Source organism: Kineosporia babensis, assembly GCF_021129305.1.
Taxonomy (GTDB): domain Bacteria; phylum Actinomycetota; class Actinomycetes; order Actinomycetales; family Kineosporiaceae; genus Kineosporia; species Kineosporia babensis.
On record NZ_JAJOMB010000002.1, the window covers coordinates 639,685 to 658,358 of the forward strand.

At 66.7% G+C, this 18,674-nt stretch carries 19 protein-coding genes and 1 tRNA gene; 15 read left to right on the forward strand and 5 right to left on the reverse strand.

From position 1 onward, the window contains the following. Positions 1-100: 100 nt before the first annotated feature. From LR394_RS05760 to LR394_RS05775, 4 genes are all read left to right on the forward strand, one after another. Positions 101-1,654, forward strand: a complete 1,554-nt coding sequence (locus tag LR394_RS05760; RefSeq protein WP_231439316.1) for a pectate lyase family protein — start codon at positions 101-103, stop codon at positions 1,652-1,654. 122 nt (positions 1,655-1,776) lie between these two features. Further along, positions 1,777-1,852: transfer RNA gene (locus LR394_RS05765), tRNA-Ala, on the forward strand. 170 nt (positions 1,853-2,022) lie between these two features. After that, positions 2,023-2,613 carry a helix-turn-helix domain-containing protein gene (locus tag LR394_RS05770; RefSeq protein ID WP_231439317.1) on the forward strand — a complete coding sequence of 197 codons (591 nt, stop codon included), beginning with the start codon at positions 2,023-2,025 and terminating at the stop codon, positions 2,611-2,613. Beyond that, positions 2,610-3,179 (forward strand): nucleotidyltransferase, encoded by a 570-nt coding sequence (locus tag LR394_RS05775; protein WP_231439318.1) that lies wholly within the window; start codon positions 2,610-2,612, stop codon positions 3,177-3,179. The genes LR394_RS05770 and LR394_RS05775 overlap by 4 nt, the downstream gene beginning before the upstream one ends. A 109-nt stretch (positions 3,180-3,288) precedes the next feature. On the opposite strand, the gene LR394_RS43555 is transcribed toward LR394_RS05775, so the two are convergent. Next, positions 3,289-3,408, reverse strand: a complete 120-nt coding sequence (locus tag LR394_RS43555) for a phosphotransferase-like protein (RefSeq protein WP_407936976.1) — start codon at positions 3,406-3,408, stop codon at positions 3,289-3,291. A 416-nt stretch (positions 3,409-3,824) separates the two neighbouring features. Between LR394_RS43555 and LR394_RS05780 the strand changes: the two genes are divergently transcribed. From LR394_RS05780 to LR394_RS05825, 10 genes are all read left to right on the forward strand, one after another. Beyond that, the gene (locus tag LR394_RS05780) at positions 3,825-5,192 is read left to right on the forward strand and encodes a DNA-binding protein (RefSeq protein ID WP_231439319.1); all 1,368 of its coding nucleotides are present in this window, start codon (positions 3,825-3,827) and stop codon (positions 5,190-5,192) included. A 47-nt stretch (positions 5,193-5,239) separates the two neighbouring features. Further along, complete coding sequence (katG, locus tag LR394_RS05785) at positions 5,240-7,405, forward strand: catalase/peroxidase HPI (RefSeq protein WP_407936986.1); 2,166 nt, start codon at positions 5,240-5,242, stop codon at positions 7,403-7,405. Between the two features lie 101 nt (positions 7,406-7,506). After that, positions 7,507-7,968, forward strand: coding sequence for an MSMEG_3727 family PQQ-associated protein (locus LR394_RS05790; RefSeq protein ID WP_231439321.1), 462 nt, complete (start codon positions 7,507-7,509; stop codon positions 7,966-7,968). 14 nt (positions 7,969-7,982) lie between these two features. Next, the gene (locus tag LR394_RS05795) at positions 7,983-9,719 is read left to right on the forward strand and encodes a PQQ-dependent dehydrogenase, methanol/ethanol family (protein ID WP_231439322.1); all 1,737 of its coding nucleotides are present in this window, start codon (positions 7,983-7,985) and stop codon (positions 9,717-9,719) included. A gap of 19 nt (positions 9,720-9,738) precedes the next feature. After that, a complete protein-coding gene (gene pqqA / locus LR394_RS05800; RefSeq protein WP_231439323.1) occupies positions 9,739-9,834 on the forward strand; it encodes a pyrroloquinoline quinone precursor peptide PqqA in 96 nt (31 codons plus the stop codon). Between the two features lie 36 nt (positions 9,835-9,870). Further along, positions 9,871-10,746 (forward strand): pyrroloquinoline quinone biosynthesis protein PqqB, encoded by an 876-nt coding sequence (pqqB, locus tag LR394_RS05805; RefSeq protein WP_231439324.1) that lies wholly within the window; start codon positions 9,871-9,873, stop codon positions 10,744-10,746. A 39-nt stretch (positions 10,747-10,785) separates the two neighbouring features. Further along, positions 10,786-11,475 carry a pyrroloquinoline-quinone synthase PqqC gene (gene pqqC / locus LR394_RS05810; RefSeq protein ID WP_407936987.1) on the forward strand — a complete coding sequence of 230 codons (690 nt, stop codon included), beginning with the start codon at positions 10,786-10,788 and terminating at the stop codon, positions 11,473-11,475. An 11-nt stretch (positions 11,476-11,486) separates the two neighbouring features. Continuing rightward, positions 11,487-11,750, forward strand: coding sequence for a pyrroloquinoline quinone biosynthesis peptide chaperone PqqD (gene pqqD, locus LR394_RS05815; RefSeq protein ID WP_231439326.1), 264 nt, complete (start codon positions 11,487-11,489; stop codon positions 11,748-11,750). Next, positions 11,743-12,819, forward strand: coding sequence for a pyrroloquinoline quinone biosynthesis protein PqqE (gene pqqE / locus LR394_RS05820; protein ID WP_231439327.1), 1,077 nt, complete (start codon positions 11,743-11,745; stop codon positions 12,817-12,819). The genes pqqD and pqqE overlap by 8 nt, the downstream gene beginning before the upstream one ends. 28 nt (positions 12,820-12,847) lie before the next feature. Further along, positions 12,848-13,909 carry a sodium:calcium antiporter gene (locus LR394_RS05825; protein ID WP_231439328.1) on the forward strand — a complete coding sequence of 354 codons (1,062 nt, stop codon included), beginning with the start codon at positions 12,848-12,850 and terminating at the stop codon, positions 13,907-13,909. Here the strand turns inward: LR394_RS05825 and LR394_RS05830 are convergent. From LR394_RS05830 to LR394_RS05840, 3 genes are all read right to left on the reverse strand, one after another. Continuing rightward, a complete protein-coding gene (locus tag LR394_RS05830; protein ID WP_231439329.1) occupies positions 13,906-14,841 on the reverse strand; it encodes a glycine betaine ABC transporter substrate-binding protein in 936 nt (311 codons plus the stop codon). The two genes, LR394_RS05825 and LR394_RS05830, sit on opposite strands and share 4 nt — an antisense overlap. 138 nt (positions 14,842-14,979) lie before the next feature. Beyond that, positions 14,980-15,828, reverse strand: a complete 849-nt coding sequence (locus tag LR394_RS05835) for a calcium-binding protein (RefSeq protein WP_231439330.1) — start codon at positions 15,826-15,828, stop codon at positions 14,980-14,982. 75 nt (positions 15,829-15,903) lie between these two features. Next, complete coding sequence (locus LR394_RS05840; protein ID WP_231439331.1) at positions 15,904-16,728, reverse strand: calcium-binding protein; 825 nt, start codon at positions 16,726-16,728, stop codon at positions 15,904-15,906. A 180-nt stretch (positions 16,729-16,908) separates the two neighbouring features. Here LR394_RS05840 and LR394_RS05845 point away from each other — a divergent pair, with 180 nt between their 5' ends. Beyond that, positions 16,909-17,619, forward strand: coding sequence for an NUDIX domain-containing protein (locus LR394_RS05845; RefSeq protein WP_231439332.1), 711 nt, complete (start codon positions 16,909-16,911; stop codon positions 17,617-17,619). Between the two features lie 71 nt (positions 17,620-17,690). On the opposite strand, the gene LR394_RS05850 is transcribed toward LR394_RS05845, so the two are convergent. After that, positions 17,691-18,674 carry a DNA double-strand break repair nuclease NurA gene (locus LR394_RS05850; RefSeq protein WP_407936988.1) on the reverse strand — a complete coding sequence of 328 codons (984 nt, stop codon included), beginning with the start codon at positions 18,672-18,674 and terminating at the stop codon, positions 17,691-17,693.

An 18,674-nucleotide genomic window follows, 5' to 3' on the forward strand; every position in this document is an offset into this window, starting at 1 on the left:
ATCCTTCAAACCAGGCAACTTTCGCGGCCCCTGGTCCGACTAAGCAGGCGTGACCGAGCCCGAATCAGGCGGGCCGAGGAAGACGGATGGGACGGCAACGATGAAGCGACGGGGCAAGCGCGTACTGGGTATCGGCGGCGCGGCGACGGTTGCGGTCGCCGCGGTGGCCACGGCCGCGGTGGTGAACCTGCAGGGTGCCAGCGAGGCCACGGCAGCTGAGCCCAGCGGCGCGACCGGCTTCGCGGCGCAGAACGGCGGTACCACCGGCGGCGCCGGCGGCAAGACCGTGCGGGCCACCACGGGAACCCAGATCCATCAGGCGCTTTGCGGTCGGGCGGCGAACAGCACCCCGATCATCATCGAGGTCGCCGGCACGATCACGATCGGCAACACCGCCAAGGTCTCGGGCAGCTGCAACACCGCGGCCGGCGTGATCGAGCTGAAGGACATCAGCAACGTGACGCTGATCGGCGTCGGCAGCACCGGGGTGTTCGACCAGATCGGCATCCACGTGCGCAACTCCAAGAACATCATCCTGCAGAACCTGCACGTGAAGAACGTGAAGAAGTCCAACGGCGCGACCTCCAACGGCGGCGACGCGATCGGCCTGGAGTCGAGCGTGAGCAACGTCTGGGCCGACCACCTCACCCTGGAGGCCTCCGGCGGCGAGTCCGAGGGTTACGACGGTCTTTTCGACATGAAGTCCGGCGTCAAGTACGTCACCCTCTCGTACAGCGTGCTGAAGAACTCCGGCCGGGGCGGCCTGGTGGGTTCCAGCGACAGCGACACCGGCAACGGCCCGGTGACCTACCACCACAACTACTACCAGAACATCGAATCGCGCACGCCGCTGCTGCGCGCGGCCACCGCGCACATCTACAACAACTACTACGAGAAGCTCGGCTCCTCGGGCATCAACCCCCGTAACGGCGGCAAGGCGCTGGTCCAGAACAACTACTTCAAGGACTCGCAGAACGTCCTGGGCACGTACTACACCGACCTCAAGGGCACCTGGCAGGCCTCGGGCAACGTCCTCGACAACGTGAAGTGGACCGGTGAGGGCACCCACGCCGGCGCCGGCATGACGTCCAACGGCACGGTCACCGTCCCGTACACCACCAAGCTCGACGCCGGCGCCTCGATCCCCTCGATCGTGAAGAGCACCGCTGGTCACGGCACCGGGATGAAGACCTCGGACGGCGGCACCACCGCGCCGAACCCGGGCACCACCACCCCCGCGCCGGGCACCACCACCCCGGCTCCCGGCACGACCACGCCGGCCCCGGCCCCGGGTGGCACCAACCTGTCGATCGGTGCGGGTGCGGACGGCAGCAGCAAGGCCTCGGGCAGCAGCTACGGCAACGTCATCGACGGCAACACCAGCACCTACTGGCAGCCCAGCGGGAACACCGGCGACATCTCGGTGAAGTGGTCGAGCGCCAAGACCGTCGGCTCGATCGTGATCAAGGAGGCGTCCGGCAGCAAGGTCACCTCCTGGAAGCTGATCGACGAGACCAGCGGCAAGACGATCTCCACGGGGACGAACTCCGGCGTGAAGACGTTCACCCCGATCTCGACCAAGAAGCTGACCTTCGAGGTGGTCTCCGCGACCGGCACCACGCGGATCACCGAGTTCGAGACCTACGCCAAGTGACGTCTCGATAGGCACCTGATCCGGTCCGCCGGCAGGGGGTGGTCAAGAGCAGTCCCCGGAGTGGGATATGCTCTTAGAGCTTCCTGAGCAGGGCAACCGCCTCGGCGGACCGAATCAGGGGCGGGGCTGTAGCGCAGCTGGTAGCGCACCTCCATGGCATGGAGGGGGTCAGGGGTTCGAATCCCCTCAGCTCCACCAGACAAATTAAGGGACCGTCATCGACGGTCCCTTAATTTTGTTTGGGGGCTTGTTCTGCTGCTCGGGGTGATGAGTGGCGGGTCATGAGGCAAGGGTCCGTAGTGAACCTCCGCCTGACCGTACTCTTCCGGGAAGCCGGAGCAGATTATCCAATCTGATAATATTCTCGAGTGGATGTCGATCTGCGGGTCATGACTGAGGATCTCGACCGTGCTTGTCGAGACAGTGGCCTTCGACAGGCAGCCTTCGCCGCGGCCCTCGGTACATCTGCATCGCGCTTCTCCACCTACCGGTCGGGGCGGACTGTTCCCTCGGCAACCTTCTACCTTCGCGCTCGGCGCATTGGTAGTGCGCTGAAGCAAGCATCCGACCATGGCTGGATGACTCCTCCGATGTCAGCCGCCGCCATCGCGAGCGCCTTGGCCGAGCCTGACGAGATCTGGGCCTTCAAACTCGCTCTTCAGGCCCGCGATCATCTGCGAGAGCTCTTGACTGACCGTCCCGAGATTTCCAGTGCCTGGGAGGCTGCCCCTCAGAGCACCGGGCGAACGGAGTGGGACGCGTTCCTGGCCGCCTTGGCAGAACATGAATTCGACTTGGCCGGCCAGCCGACTCCGGCCTGGACGCAGCGCGCCGCGCTTACGGCCGACTGGATCCTTGACAGCCCGATGTTCGATGAGATGGGTGTCCGCGCCCATACGCCATCCTGGCTCGCGCAACGCCGTATCTATGTTTCTGCGAGGGATCTGACCACCGTATGAGTGATCTTTCGCCGGAGCTGAGCCGGCCGCGCATGGAGCATCTGCTGGCCCTGCTCAACGTCCGGCTCAAGGAACGCGGTGTGCGCGCCAGCATCTACGTCGTAGGTGGTGCCGCCATTGCTCTGTCGGTTCGGAACGACCGGCGTACCAGGGATATCGACGTTCTGGCGTCCGATTCGGCGGTGCTGGAAGAGGCTGCCACGGTCGCCAGAGCCGAGAAGATGTCTCCGCGGTGGCTCAACCAGGCGGCGCGTCCATGGATCCCGCCCCACCCGGCGATTTCGCTGCCCGAGCTTCCAGGGCTACGAGTCGTCTTTGCTCCACCGGAGCACTTGATGGCGATGAAGCTCGTGGCCATGCGACGGCAAGATCTGCGCGACATCGTGGCTCTGGCTCGGGAGATCGGCATGCTGGAGGCCGGTGCCGAGGATTATGCGGACTTGCTCGAACGTGTCTACGGTGACGAGTACGCGTTGCAGCAGGTCCTTGGCGTCCCTCTCGAACAGGTGAGGGGTGAAGCCGTCGCTAGAGGCGAAATGGCTCTTCAAGCAATAAATTTGATCTGAGCGCGCGTGCCCGGGACCAGCGTGAAACGCAACCCGCCGTGGGATGAACCGACTGTAAGGGCCGCGTCCTCCCGTTCCACCGGTCCTACTCTCTCCGGGGCAGATTGGATCAACCGAAGGAACAGCTCCGGATGCGAGCAGCGACCTCGGCCCAAGTCTTCTTGCCCGTGCTGACCTCCAAGTCGGAGGCGATGCCCTGATGCACCGCCTCCGCCTGCTTGGCTGCCATCCCAGTGACTTGATCACCACGAGCGCGTTCCCGCTCGGCCACGATCGCTGGGGTCGCAGTGCACCCCGGCCCAGCCCACCTGAACCTCAACCAGGGCGGCCTGCCAGTGGTGCTGCCCGCTGGTAAGCCGGTCCGAAGACCGATTGCACGCTGAAGATGCTGAGGCTGCGGTCGTGGGTGCAGCGAAACGTCCGCACCGCCCGGCGGTGCGGGCGTCCTTTGTTGTGGCGAATATTTTTATCGGGCAGTGGATTTCGCCGGTTCTCCCGGCTGGCGGAATGAGACCGGCCGCCGCCGCGCCCTAGCCATCCCTGAAATCGGTACCTAGAGTGTTGATGGTTACAACTCGGCAACAAGCGAAACAAATGGCATCACCACGGCGGGCGTTGCGGACGGACCAAGGGCGGTTCTCCACGATGAAGGATGCACGACGGCGTGAACCTCTGGGCTCGGTGTACGCCGCCTGGGAACGGTTCGTGCAGGGCGAGGACCAGGTGCTGGGCGTTCGCCCCGAGGTGGCGATCTCCTGGCATCGTTGTCGCGAGCGCTACCGGGTCGATCCGAACCTGACCGAGGCGCCGATCGCGGTTGCCGAGATCGAGCACACCCCTGAGCATGACGGCGTGTTCGCCGAGCTGGGCTTTCGGGCGGCGGCGGTGGCCCAGGACGTGGGCTTCGCCGGGGGAGTGCTCACCGTCACCGACTCCACCGGGCGCATCCTGGCCGAGTGGGGTGACCAGGGAACTCTCGCCCGCGCGGCCGAGGCCAATCTCGCCCCCTGGTTCTGCTGGTCGGAATCGGCGGCGGGCACCAACGGCATGGGCATGGCTCTTGAGACGCACGGCCCGGTGCTGGTCAAGGGGCCGGAGCACTGGTGCAAGGCGTTTCACGACTGGACGTGTGCGGGCGTCGCGGTGCGCGACGTGGTCACCCGTGAGCCGATCGCCGTCCTGAACATCTCGTGCTGGCGCAGTCGGCTGCCGTCGTTCGCCGGGAACTGGCTGAGCAACGCCGCTGTCACTACCCAGGCCCAACTGCGAAGACGCGCGCGCAACAGCGGAGCCGAGCTGGTTGCGGCGTACACCCAGGCCCGGGCGGGGGCGAGCACTCCGCTCGCGGCGATGGACACGGCCGGGAAGGTGGTGATCGCCGACGAGACGGCCAGTGTGCTGATGGGTGTTCCGGCGGCCACCCCTGCGCTCGATCCGACGGTGCGCTGGAATCCCGGCCTCCCGGAGCTGATCGGCGCCGCGCAGTACGCCGCCACGCAGGCGGCGCGGAATCCGGACTGGGTGGGCTCCACGCAGATCTTCACGAACCTCTCCGACGAACCCACGCCGATCGTCATCCGCCCGGTGTTCCTGTCCGGCCATCTGATCGGCAACCTGGTCCACTTCAACGCCACCGAGCCCGGTCCGGGCATGCCCAGTGCTGACCGCCCAGCCGCGATCCGGCCGCGCAGAGTGGTCGCCACCAGGGAGAACCGCATGGTGTTGTTGCGTCTGCCCGAGGTCGCCTTCGCGGAGTCGGACGGCAACGACGTCTGGCTCTCCACCGATCAAGGACGCTTGCGGGCGGCGTCGGCGAGTCTGGACCGGTTGGGCGGGGAACTGGCCGACGTCGGGTTTCTCCGGGTGCACCGCAGCTATGTGGTCAACCTGAGCCGGGTGCGGGAGGTCGAACGCGGCCGAGGCGGAGAACTGCTGCTGATCATGGAAAACGGGGGAGACGTACCGGTCTCCCGACGTAATGCCCCGGCTGTACGTCGCGCGCTCGACATCTAAGGAGCCTTGTGGCTGATCGTTCCCATGACGCTGCCCCCGGTGGTGGGCTGGGGCTACCCAGTCCGCACGAGCGTCCGTACTCAGCCATCCTCGACTCACGTGGAACATCCGAAGACAGCAGCAGACATTTGGATCTCAGCGTTCTGCAGTGGCCTGCATCCGACGATTTCGATTACCCAAAGGCTTTCGCCGAAGTAGACCTTGACGCGTTGGCCCGGGATGTCGATGCGGTGCTCACCACGTCGCAGGACTGGTGGCCGGCCGACTTCGGCCACTACGGGCCGCTGATCGTCCGGATGGTCTGGCACTGCGCCGGTACCTACAGGATTGGGGACGGTCGTGGCGGCCCGAGCGCGAGCCTGCAGCGATTTGCTCCGGTGGACAGCTGGCCGGACAACCGGAACCTGGACAAGGCGCGTCGCCTGCTCTGGCCGGTGAAGAAGAAGTACGGCCGGCGGATCTCCTGGGCTGACCTCATGGTCTTCGCCGGCAACCGGGCGCTGGAGTCGATGGGCCTGCGTACTTTCGGCTACGCGGGTGGGCGGGACGAGGTCTACCAGGCAGATCGGGTGGACTGGGGGCCGGAACAGGCGTGGATGGCCGATGAACGGCATACCGGGGTGCACGATCTGAACGGGCCGTTGGCGGCGGACCAGCTGGGGTTGATCTACGTCAATCCGGAAGGCCCGAACACGGTGCCGGATCCGCTGATGTCGGCGCGGGACATCCGCGACACGTTCCGGCGGATGGGCTTCAACGACGAGGAAACCGTTGCCCTGATAGGCGGCGGGCACACGTTCGGCAAGACCCACGGCGTGGCGGACCCGGAGCGGTACCTGGGCCCGGAGCCTGCGGTGGCAGATCTGGAACAGCAGGGGTTCGGCTGGCAGGGCGGGCATGGCACCGGTCAGGCCGGGGACACGGTGACGAGCGGTCTGGACGGAACCTGGACCCAGACGCCGACAACCTGGGACAACAGCTACTTCCGGAACTTGTTTCAGTACGAGTGGGACGTGGCGCTGAGCCCGGCCGGGTTGTGGCAGTGGGTGCCGCGAGGCGGGGCGGGCGCCGGGACGGTGCCGGACGCGCACGATCCGGCCGTGCGGCACGCGCCCACGTTCCTGACCACAGATCTGGCCTTTCGGGTAGACCCGGACTACGAGCCGATCGCCCGGCGGTTCATGGAGCATCCGGAGCAGTTGGCCGAGGCGTTCGCCCGGGCCTGGTTCAAGCTCACCCACATCGACATGGGCCCGCGGGAGCGCTATCTCGGGCCGCTCGTCCCGCAGGAGCACCTGGTCTGGCAGGACCCGGTCCCGCCCCCAGTACGGACCGAGTTCAGTACCAGCCTCACCCTCGATGAGATCACGCAGCTCAAGCACCAGATCCTCCGTTCCGGCCGGACCATCGCCGACCTTGTCTCCACCGCCTGGGCCTCGGCCTCCACCTACCGCAACAGCGACCGGCGCGGCGGTTCGAACGGTGGCCGGGTACGTCTCGAGCCGCAGCGCTCCTGGGAAGCCAACGATCCGGAAACCCTGCACCCGGTGCTGCAAACCCTGGAAGAGCTCAGACCACCGAACATCTCGATGGCCGACCTCGTCGTCCTGGGCGGCTGTGCAGCGGTGGAAGCAGCCGCCCGGAAAGCTGGCCACGAGATCGACGTGCCCTTCACCCCCGGCCGCATCGATGCTTCGCAGGCCTGGACCGACCCGCAATGGTTCGCCGCGCTGGAACCGCTGGCCGACGGCTTCCGCAACTACCGCAGCCGAAGAGCCCAGCACCTGTCCGAGCGCTTACTGATCGACCGGGCGAGCCAGCTGACCCTGAGCGCCCCCGAGATGACCGTGCTGCTCGGCGGTCTGCGCGCACTCGGCATCGGCCGTGACGGACTCGGCGTGCTCACCGCCACTCCCGGCGTGCTGACCAATGACTTCTTCGTGAATCTCCTTGACATGCGCTACCACTGGACTCCAGCAACGGAAAAATCATCATCGGAAGCTACTTTCGAAGGAAGGGACCGGAGTACCGGAGAGGTGTGCTGGCGCGCCGGCCGGGCTGATCTCGTCTTCGGATCCAACCCCGAACTGCGGGCGCTGAGCGAACTCTACGCGGCCGATGACGCCGAACCGAATTTTGCCCGGGACTTCGTGGCGGCCTGGGACAAGGTGATGAATCTCGGCCGGTGGGCGCAGAACCGGTCTGAACGGTAGCTCGGGGCGGGCGAACGGCGGCCCGGCGAGAATGTCGGACCCCCGGCGTAAGGTCCACTTCGGCGGAAGGTTTGATCGTTTCCGACGAGGAGCTGAGGTCGATGACGACCGTGGAAGAACGCGAAGATCTGCTGCGCCGGCTGGGGTTGGGCGGGCAGAACACCGCTGCCCTGGGCCGGCTGCTGAACACCGGCAATGTCGCCGAGGCCAAGGAACGGGAGGACGGGGTGATGGAGGCGACGATCCGGATCCGTCCCGACGAGATCTGCTGGGACCCCTCGATCCTGGTGCTGCCGCACGGCGGCGACCTGGAACTCGAGCTGATCAACGACGACCTGAACACGCACTGCGCCCTGCTGCCAAGCAACGGTGACCGCAAGTTCATCTGGCTGGTCAACCACTCCCGGGGCACGGCCAGACTCAATCTGGACGGCCCGGGCTACTACTGGTTCAGCTCGCCCTCCGGCAACGACGAGGGCCGCGGCCTGACCGGTGCCATCGTCGTCCTCGGGGACGTGCCGCCGGAGGCCCGTCTCGACCGTCCCGACCAGCCGCGCCCCTGAAAGGAGCCATCGCGATGACCACTTCGGAATCCGCAGAACCGTACGTCGACGCCGGCGAGGCGGTCGACCAGGGCCGTCTCAGCGGCAAGGTCGCGGGCGGGGACGTCGCCCCGCCGGTCACCGAGAACCTCACCTTCGAGCGGATCGTGGACGCCCGTTCGGAACCGCAGAACTGGCTCACCTACTACGGCACCTACGACGGGCAGCGGTTCAGCTCGCTGGACCAGATCAACACCGAGAACATCAAGCGCATCGGCCCGGCGTGGATCTTCCAGGCCGGGGTCAGCGGGATCATCGCCGGCACCTCGACGTACTCGTTCGAGGCCACCCCGCTGGTGGTGGACGGCATCATGTTCCTCTCCGGCTGGGACGGCTGGGTCTGGGCGCTGAATGCCGCTACCGGGGTGGAGATCTGGCGCTACAAGCACGCGGTGCCGTTCGACGTGTCGCTGTGCTGCGGCAACGTCAACCGCGGGGTCGCGGTGGCCAAGGGCAAGGTCTTCTTCGTCACCGCCAACGCGCACGTGCTCGCTCTGGACGCCACCACCGGCAAGCGGGTCTGGGACAAGACGTACGGCGACGTGCGGGCCGGCGAGAGCGGCACGATGGCTCCGATCGTGGTGAAGAACAACGTGATCGTGGGCAGTTCGGGCGGTGAGTTCGGGGTGCGCGGTCATCTCGATGCGTTCGACCTCGAGACCGGGGAACACCAGTGGCGCTGCTACATGGTGCCCAAGCCCGGTGAGCCCGGTTCAGAGACCTGGCCGGCCGACGGCGAGGCCTGGCAGCGCGGTGGCGGGAACTGCTGGCTGACCGGCACTTACGACGTGGAGCAGAACCTGCTGATCTGGGGTACCGGCAACCCGGCCCCCGACTTCGACGGGGAGGTGCGCGAGGGCGACAACCTCTACACCGACAGCCTGGTCGCGGTCGACGCCGACACCGGTCAGATCCGCTGGCACTACCAGTGCACCCCGCACGACGTGTGGGACTACGACAGCATGAGCGAGTGCATCCTGTTCGAGAAGGACGGCCGCAAGCTGCTGGCCCACTTCGACAAGAACGGGTACATGTTCGTGCTCGACCGCACCAACGGTGAACGGGTCTCGATCACCCCGTTCGTCGACCGGATCACCTGGGGAGCGATCACCCGCGACGGGCAGGTCGTGCCCAAGGTGTACCCGGAGGCCGAGGGGGTCGCCGTGCACTTCTACCCGGGCCCGGCCGGCGCCAAGGAGTGGACGCACGCGGCCTACAGTCCCAAGACGGAACTGTTCTACGTACCGATCCAGGACGTCGGAGCCACCGCTGCCCGCCGCCGTCGCGAGTTCAAGGAAGGCATCCCGTACTGGGGCGCCGGCGTCGCGGTCGACATCGAAGAAGCCGTGGGGTACCTCAGTGCCTTCGACGCCAACGGCGAAGAGAAGTGGCGCTGGCGCAACGAACTGCCGATGTGTGCCTCGGTGCTGGCCACCGGGGGAGACCTGGTGTTCGCCGGGGAGCCGTCGGGCGAGTTCAACGCTTACGACGCCCGCACCGGGGAACTGCTCTGGCAGTTCCAGTGCGGCAGCGGCCATCACAGCAGCCCGGTCACGTACTCGGTGGACGGTCGGCAGTACATCGCCGTGCCGGTCGGCTGGGGCGGCTGGGCGGAAGGTTTCCTGCCCGGGATGCTCGGTGCCGGTCACGGCAGCGCGCTGATCGTTTTCGCCCTGCCCGAGGACACCCCCGGCCGCGGCGACGACGACTGATCTGAGAGGAGGTGCAGCCATGGAATCCCGTTACGAGGAGTGGGAGACGCCTGCGTTCGACGAGATCGCCGTCGCCCCTGAGGTGACGATGTACATCGCCCAGCTCGACGACTGAGAGAACTGAGATAACCCGAGGAGGGGTGGTTCACGGATGTGGGTACGGGTACTCGGCTCCGCAGCCGGCGGCGGTTCGCCGCAGTGGAACTGTGGTTGCGAGGTCTGTGTGAACGTACGCTCCGGGGCCGCCCCTCCCCGCACTCAATCGTCGATTGTTGTCAGCCCCGATCGGCAGCGCTGGTTCCTGTTCAACGCCTCACCGGACGTGCTCACCCAGTTCGCGTCCTTCCCACCGCTGCAACCGCGCAGCGCCCGGGAATCCCCGGTGGAGGCGGTCTTTCTGACCGATGCCGAGCTCGACCACACGATGGGACTGCTGCTCCTGCGGGAGGCCGAGTCGATCCGGCTGCACGCCACTCCCGCGGTGCACAAGACCCTGTGCGACGGTTCCGGCCTGCTGACCTTGCTGGAACGTTACTGCCAGGTCGAATGGACGCCGGTGGTCGCCGGAGCGGTTCAGAGCCTCACCGAAGGGCTCACCTGCAGTGCTTTTGAAGTGGAGACGAGCAAACGTGACCGTTTCGGGGTGGGGGCCGGGCCCGGGCGGGTCGTGGGCTACCGACTGCACGACGCGAACACCGGAGGAACCCTGGTGTACCTGCCCGGCGTTCAGCAGCTCACCCCGCAGATCCGGGAGCAGATCGAAAGCTGCACCTGCCTGCTGATCGACGGAACCTGCTTCCGTGACGACGAACTGGTGCGGCTCGGTCTGGCCGCCAAGACGTCCCGGCAGATGGGGCACACCCCGGTGGAGGAGAACCTCGACCTGCTCGGCCGCAGATCGGGGCGGACCGTCTTCGTGCACCTGAACAACACCAACCCGATCCTGCTCGAAGGCACACCGGAAAGGCTTGCGGTGGAGCAGAACAGGCTGGAAGTGGCCGTGGACGGACTCGAGATGGAGGTCTGAACGATGCCCCAGACGACCCAGGAGACTCAGGTGACTCAGATGGCCCAGCCGGCCGGCGACACCGAGTTCGTCGCCCGGCTGCGTGCCCACTCGAGGAAGTACCACGACCAGCACCCGTTCCACGTGAGAATGAACGCCGGTGAGCTGAGCCCGCAGCAGTTGCGTGGCTGGATCGCGAACCGCTTCTACTACCAGGAGATCATCCCGCGTAAGGACGGCGCGATCCTGTCCAACTGCCCCGATCCGGAGGTGCGGCGCCGCTGGATCCGCCGGATCACCGATCACGACGGCACCGCCGAGGGCGAGGGCGGGATCGAGGCCTGGCTGCGGCTCGGCGAGGCGGCCGGACTGAACCGCGAGGAGTTGCTCGACCATCGGCATCTGGTGCCCGGTGCGCGCTTCGCGGTCGAGGCGTACCTGACCTTCACCCGCACCCGTCCGTGGGTGGAATCGGTGGCCTCCTCACTGACCGAACTCTTCGCCCCCGATCTGATGGCCGAGCGACTGGCGGCGTTCGAGCGGCACTACACCTGGATCGATCCGGCCGGCCTGGCCTACTTCCGGGCCCGCCTGGAACAGGCACCCCGCGACAGCGAGCACGCCCTGGAAGTGGTCACCCAATACTGTCTTTCCACCGAGTCGCAAGCTGCGGCGATCGATGCGCTCTCGTTCAAGTGCGACGTGCTGTGGAGCCTGATGGACGCGATCGACCGGGCGTGCCCACAGTGAACAGCCTAGAGGTGAGTACCCGCCCGCGGCTGGCCCGCCACGTCCGCCTGACCTACTCGGTGGCCCGCAAACGTCCCGTGTTGTTGCTCCCCGAGACCGTGGTCGTGCTCAACGAGACCGGCGCGGCCATCCTGAAGCTTTGCGACGGGCAGCGCACGGTCCCGGAGATCGTGGCCGAACTGAGGGCTCGCTACCGCGAGGTGCCTACCGACGAGGTGCAGCGATTCCTGGCCGGCCTGGCCGCCCGTCGTTGCGTGGAGCTGCCCGATGGATAGTCCGTTCGGGCTCCTGGCCGAGCTCACCTACCGCTGCCCGCTGTCCTGCGCCTACTGCTCGAACCCGATCAACATGGCCTCGTACACCGACGAACTCAGCACCGACGAGTGGAGGCGAACCCTCGCCGAGGCAGCCGAACTCGGGGTTCTGCAGGCTCACCTGTCGGGAGGCGAGCCCTTGCTGCGCCGCGATCTGGTCGAGATCGTCGATCAGGCAGCTGGTCTGGGGCTGTACACGAACCTGGTCACCAGCGCGATCGGCTTCTCCCGCCGGACCGCTGAGCGTTTGCGGGAAGCCGGGCTGGACCACGTGCAGGTCAGCATCCAGGCTGATGCCCCGGTGCTGTCCGACCGGATCGCCGGCATCCCGTCGTTCCAGCGCAAGATCGACGCGATGCGGCTGGTGAAGGAACTGGGCTGGCCGCTGACGGTGAACGTGGTGCTGCACCGGCGCAACATCGACCGGATCGCAGACGTGCTGCGGCTGGCCGAGGAGGTCGGAGCCGATCGGGTGGAACTGGCCAACACCCAGTACTACGGCTGGGCCTGGAAGAACCGGGACGCCCTGCTGCCCAGCCGGGAACAGCTGGCCCAGGCCGAGGCGGTGGTGCGCGAGGCCCGAGAACGATTGTCCATGGATGTGCTGTACGTGATCCCCGACTACTACAGCAAGTACCCCAAGCCCTGCATGGGTGGCTGGGCGTCCCGGCAACTGACGGTCGCCCCCAACGGCGAGGTGCTGCCGTGCCCGGCCGCTCAGTCGTTACCGCTGCCGAAAGCCAGCATCCGGGAGCAGGAACTCGCCGAGATCTGGACCGATTCCCCGGTGATGAATGCCTTCCGGGGCACGGACTGGATGCCGGACCCGTGCCGCAGTTGCGACCGGCAGGAGCTGGATTTCGGCGGTTGCCGATGCCAGGCCTTCCAGCTCACCGGCGATGCCTCGCGCACCGATCCGGTGTGCCACCTGTCCGGCGACCACGAGGTGGTGGCCGCCGCGGTAGCAGCAGCTCAGCAACCGGTGAGTCTGCAGCTCACCCCCCGACCGCACAGACCGCAACAGGCTTGATCCACGGGCGCAAGGAGGCACCTGCGGCATGATCTCGATTCTCTTCTTCCTAGTGGGCGCGGCCCTACTGGTCTACTGCGCCGAGAAACTCGTGTTCTACCTGGTCGGAGCGGCCGCCGGACTGCACATCTCGGTGTTCCTGCTGGCGATCGTGTTCACCGGGATCGAGTTCGACGACGTCGCCCTCGGGGTAGCGCTGAACCTGGAAGACCTCGACGGGGTGGCTTTGGGCACGGTCTTCGGCACGGCGATCTCGATGACCGGAATCGTGCTCGCCCTGGCCGCGATCATCAAACCCACCCGGGTGAACATCCCGCGCAGCTACGTCACCATCTTCGCCCTGTCACCGCTGGCGATGCTGCCCTTCGTGCTGACCGGCCCGTTGACCACCAGCGACGGCGTGCTGCTGGTGCTGCTGTTCGCCGGGTTCATCACCTACGTGGCCGCGTGCGAGTTGCGCAGCACCACGCCGGTGTTCCGCAACGCCGAGATCCTGGAGCAGATGGAAGTCTCCACTGCCGGTACCGCCGGCTCAGCAACCTCGGCGACCACACCGTCCGTTGGTACTGCAGTTGCCGAACGCCCCACCGACCTGCCCCCGTTCCCGGTGAACCAACCCCGGCTGGCCGGGATCGGCCTCGCCCTGCTGGCCCTGGTCGGGCTGGTGGCCGCAGCAACCCTGACCAGCGAGGGCATCGAAGGCATCCTCGACGACTTCTCCATCGAGGGAACGCTGTTCGGCGCCACCATCGCCACCCTGGTGCTGACCTTGGAGGACATCTTCCTCACGGTGGGGCCCAACCGCCGTGGCGTGTCGGAGATCGGCATCGGCAACGTGATCGGCAGCGTGGTCTTCGGCGTCACCGCCAAGCTGGGCATCATCCTGCTGACCGGCGGCAGCATCGAGATCGGCGACGACGTCCTGGCCTGGCACCTGCCCGTCCTGATCGTGATGACCGGCCTCGCCGCCTACTTCATCTCCACCGGACGCCTTCGCCGCCACCACGGATTCGTGTTGCTGGCGCTCTACCTCGTCTACTGGGTGGTCAGCTACACGGTGCTAGGGGAGGCCCCGCTGGAAATGGACTAGATCAGGCCCTTCTCCTGCAGCCAGGACTCGGCGACCTCCTCCGGATCCTCACCCTCCGCGTCCACCCGCGTGTTCAGCTCGGTCATCGTGGCATCGTCGAGCTGGGCGGTGACCGAGTTGATGTAGTCGGCGATCTTCGGGTGCTGGTCCAGGGTCTCCTGACGCAGGGTGAGGGCCGCGCTGTAGCTGGGGAACAGGTAGCGGTCGTCGGTGAGCACCTTCAGGCCGAGGGCGCTGATCCGGCCGTCGGTGGCGAACACCTCGCCGAACGTGCAGGTCTGGCCCTTGGCCACCTCGCTGGAGATCACCTCGCCCTCGAGTGTCTTCACCTTGTCCTGGTCCACCCGGATGCCGTAGGCCTCGGTCATCCCGGTAAAACCGTCCTTGCGAGCCGAGAACTCGGCGTCGATACAGAAGCTGATCCCGGCGGACTTGGACTTGGACAGCTTGGCCAGGTCGGTCAGCGACTCCAGCCGTAGCTCCTTGGCCTTGTCCCCGGCCACCGCGATGGCGTAGCTGTTGTTCACCGGGGCGCCGTCCAGCCAGGCGATGCCCTCGGCCGCATCGGCCACCTTCATCTCCTGGTACTGCTGCACCGGATCGGCGATGGCCTGGGCGTTGCCGCGGTACGAAACCCAGGCAGCGCCGGTGTATTCCCAGTACATGTCCACTGCACCGCTGGTCAGTGCGGCGCGAGCGTCCTTCGGGTTCTCGGTCTCGTCGACGATCGTGGCGCCGTGCGCGGACAGCACCGCGGCGGTCATCTTGCCCAGCAGAATGTTCTCGGTGGTGCCCTTGCTGGCAACCGTAAAAGTGGCGCCCTCGAAAGGAAGTCGGGGGGACACCGCGTCCGGGTCCTCCTTACCGGCGCAGGCGGTCAGCGCGACAACGGTGGTCAGCACGGCGAAGAAGCTGCACGTTTCCCGTTTCATCTGGCTCCCTCGGTAGACAGGACCAGGTTACTTTCGGGTACCGCAGGTGGCAGCAGGGCAACGATGACTGCCCGTTCGGGCGGACAAAATGCAAAGACCTGCCCGGCGCCGAAAGCGCCGGACAGGTCCTGGATGCAGTTACTGCTTCACGACGTTCTTGCCCGGCCCGCCGCGCAGCATGTCCTTGCCCCCACCGCCCCAGATCCAGTCGTTACCGTCACCGCCCCAGATCCGGTCGGCGCCACCCTGCCCCCACAACTGGTCGTCGCCGCTGTTGCCCCAGATGTCGTCGTCCCCGTCGCCGCCCCAGATCTTGTCGTTGCCGTCACCGCCGAGCAGCAACTGACGGCCGGCGTTGCCCCAGATCTGGTCGTCGTCCTTGCCGCCGTCGGCCCAGGTGTTCTTGCCCCACAACTTGATCTGGTCGTCGCCGTTACCACCCCAGACCTTGGCCCGGGGGCCGGCAGCGATCCAGTCGTCACCGCCCTGTCCGAGAACCTGCGTCCCGTCCAGGCCCTTGCTGGTGCTGTCCAGCCAGTCGGCGCCCGGGCCGAGCGCGATCTTGGCGAAGTACTTGGTCTGCTTCGTGCGGTTGTCGAACCAGACCTTGTCGTCGCCGTCCCCCAGCTTCATCGACAGTGCGGGGTAAGCCTTGGCCTCCGGGGCGGGGGTGACCACGCAGCGCACCTTGGTGCGGTCGTCCTTGTCCGGGTACACGCACCCGTCGCCGAGATCGATCCGGATCACGTCGTTGATCCGGTAGATCAGCTTGGTCTTGTCCTTGCTCCAGCTGGCCGAGGCGACAACCTCGTTCGCCACCCCGGCCGGCGCGATGTAGGCCAGCTGCGAGGAGGCCGCGGCGACGATCGCGCTCGAAGTGATCTGCTGATCGGCGTGCGCCGGGCTGCTCACCGCCAGTGGAGCCAGGCCGCAGGCCAGGATCGCGGCGGCGCCGAGCAGACGTCGCTGGGTGAAGTGCAGTGCCATGGTGAATCCCCCGTGAAAGATGTGACGCTTGGTGTTGCGAACGTCACGCTACGCCATGTTGCTGCAGTGACGTAGTCAGGGCTTGAGCAGGTCCTCGCCGGCGCCGCCGCCGAGCTTGTCCATGCCCTTACCGCCGTTGATGAAGTCGTCGCCGCTATTGCCGTAGATCGAGTCGACGCCCTGCTCGCCATACAGCTTGTCGTCGCCCCGCCCTCCGTAGAGCGTGTCGTTGCCGGCGCCGCCGTGGATCACATCGTCATCCGGCCCGCCGCGTAGGTACTGCGTGCCTACCCCGCCCCAGAGCTTGTCGTCGCCCTTGCCGCCGTCCAGGTCGCTGTAACTGCCGTTGGCGGTCAGAACGTCTGCCCCCTCGCCGCCCTGCACGGTGGCGACCGATCCGGTGGTGATCCGGTCCGGCCCGTTCTGCCCCCAGACGAAGCTGCCGTCCTCCTTGATGGCTTTGCTGCTGTCCAGGGTGTCTTTTCCGTCGCCGAGCCGGAACTCGTTGAAGTAGAAGGCCTGTGACGTGTTGTTGTGGAACTCGACGTTGTCGTTCTTGTCCCGCAGGCTCATCGTCATGGTGGCGTACGGGTCCGGCTTGTCCACGGGTTGCACCACACAGCGCACGCTGGTGCGGTCGTCGTCGACCAGATGCTCGCAGCCGGCGCCCGGATCGATCGGCACCGAATCGTCGATCAGGTACACCAAGGCCCCGGCGTCGTTGCTCTCCACCGAGGCCACGATCTTGTTCACCTGTCCCGGGGCGGCGTTGTACGTCAGCTTCCAGCCTTCCGGGTTGACGCTCGCCGTCGCCTGTCCCGGGGCTGCCTGGGCGGGGTAGGCAAAAACGAGCGGGGTCAGGGCGAAAATCGACGCTGCACTGATCACAAGCGGACGCATGACCGGGCCTCCCGAGAAGAGATCACTCAAAGTGTGCGGCCGTCACGCTACGCCCAAGTCGGTGGTCCGGCAGGTCGTAGCGCCGCGAGTGTGGGCTAGCTCAGGTTGGCTCGGGGCACGAGCCAGGGCACGATGGCAGATGTGGCAGGGCGAGTGCGGACAAAAGGTAAAGAAGAGCCGGTGAAGGTTCGTCGAGCCCGGGTGGTCACCCTGGCTCCCACCGGCCGGGTCGCCATGATCGAACGCTACGTTCGCGGGCACCGTTACCTGAGTGTTCCCGGTGGGCGGATGGAACCGGGCGAGACTCCCGAGCAGACGGCGATCCGGGAGATCGAAGAGGAACTCGGCCTGGAGATCACGCTGGCCGGGCGGTTGCCCGACCACGACGGGCAGGCGTACTTCATCGCGGTGGTGCCCGACGAGGTCGAGCTGCAGATGTCCGGCCCGGAGATGAAGCACTCCAGCCGCAACAACCGTTACACGCCGCGCTGGGTGGACGCTGCCACGCTGGACGGGCTGCCGTTGCGTCAGCCGGTGCGCCCGCTGATCACCACCGCGGCGCTCGCGGTGGCGGCGACGATGTCAGTGGTCGAGCCGGTTGCAGAGCCAATGGGGGACGCGTCTCCTGGGCTGGCCGAGCCCGGGTCGCCTGAGACGGCCAAGGGCGAAGAACTTACGGACGTAGGTGCGCCGGTCGAGCAGGTCGCGGCGCCTGAGTCGGTAGAGGCTGCCGAGCCCGTGGCCGACCTTGTGCTTCCTCCGTTGTCAGGCCCTCGGGCCGATTACGACCCCGCCGCGGCTACTTTCACTTTCGGCCATTCGCTGCGTCGGCGCTTCACCTTCCGCGCGCGGGGACGTTCCCGCGACGAACGTGTCGGAGTCCGCCGTTAGAGCCTGTCCTGCGGGATCTTTGCCTACCGCCGGGCGCCTCCTCGCTACGGCCCTGATCCACAGGGCAGGCCCTACCCCCTTCGGGTCCGCAACGAGCGGTGCAGCAGCTGCGGATTCCCCAGCCGGCGCCGCAGTTCTCGCTCCAGCCCGGCGATCGGGTACAGGTTCTGCGGGGCCCGCGGGTCTTTGATCTCGTCACTGGCGTAGCGCACCAGAACTGATTGGCTCAGATAGGCCAGTTCCACCGCATCCGCAGCGGTCAGGTCGGCGCTGCACTCCACCCGCACGATCCCGGCCCACGGCGCACCCTCTCGGTAGGGCAGCCGCAGGTACCACGAGTACCGCTCCCAGTTCGTGCCCATCCGGAACACCGGTGTGCGGTAGCCCGGCTCGAGCTTGCTGACCAGCTGGTTCAGCTCGCTGGGCAGATAGCGGCTGTGGTGCGTCTTGATGTAGCCGATCGTCCGGGGCAGGTGCTGCCGACCGCGCAGCGGCCCGTCGATCACCAGCAGATCCTCGTCCTGCTGCGACGGTTCGAGCTGGTCCCGGGCCGCCACCGCAACGCTGATCTCCAGCTCGGACAGCCGCTGCTGCAGGAGAGCAGACAGCAGCGCCGGCAACGGGGTGGCCGGATCGGCATCGGTGACGTGAGCCCGGTAGTTCCCGGCCGGAGCTGGGATTTCGCGAGCTTCGAGGGCCGTGGTGAACAACCCCCGCCGGACATCGCTACCTCCGATACCGGCTGAGTTGCCGCGACTGTCATGACGGCAAACCACCACTCCGGAGGCGTAGGACGCGCACAACCCCAGGGCGGCCTCATCGTCCAGCTCGGCCGAGCGGATCCAGATCCGTGCGTCCACCCGGCGTACCCCGTCCACAAAAAGCACTGTGGGCGGATGGTTCTGACCTTTTCGAGGACCAATCGCCCGCCACTCGGCCGCGGGAATCTCGATGTCCGGCTCGAGTTCGGCCTTCGACCCGGAAAGGCCGTCTTCATCCTCGGCGGCGAACGTGCTCCCGTAGCTCGGGTCCCACGCCTCCACCGAGTAGCTCAT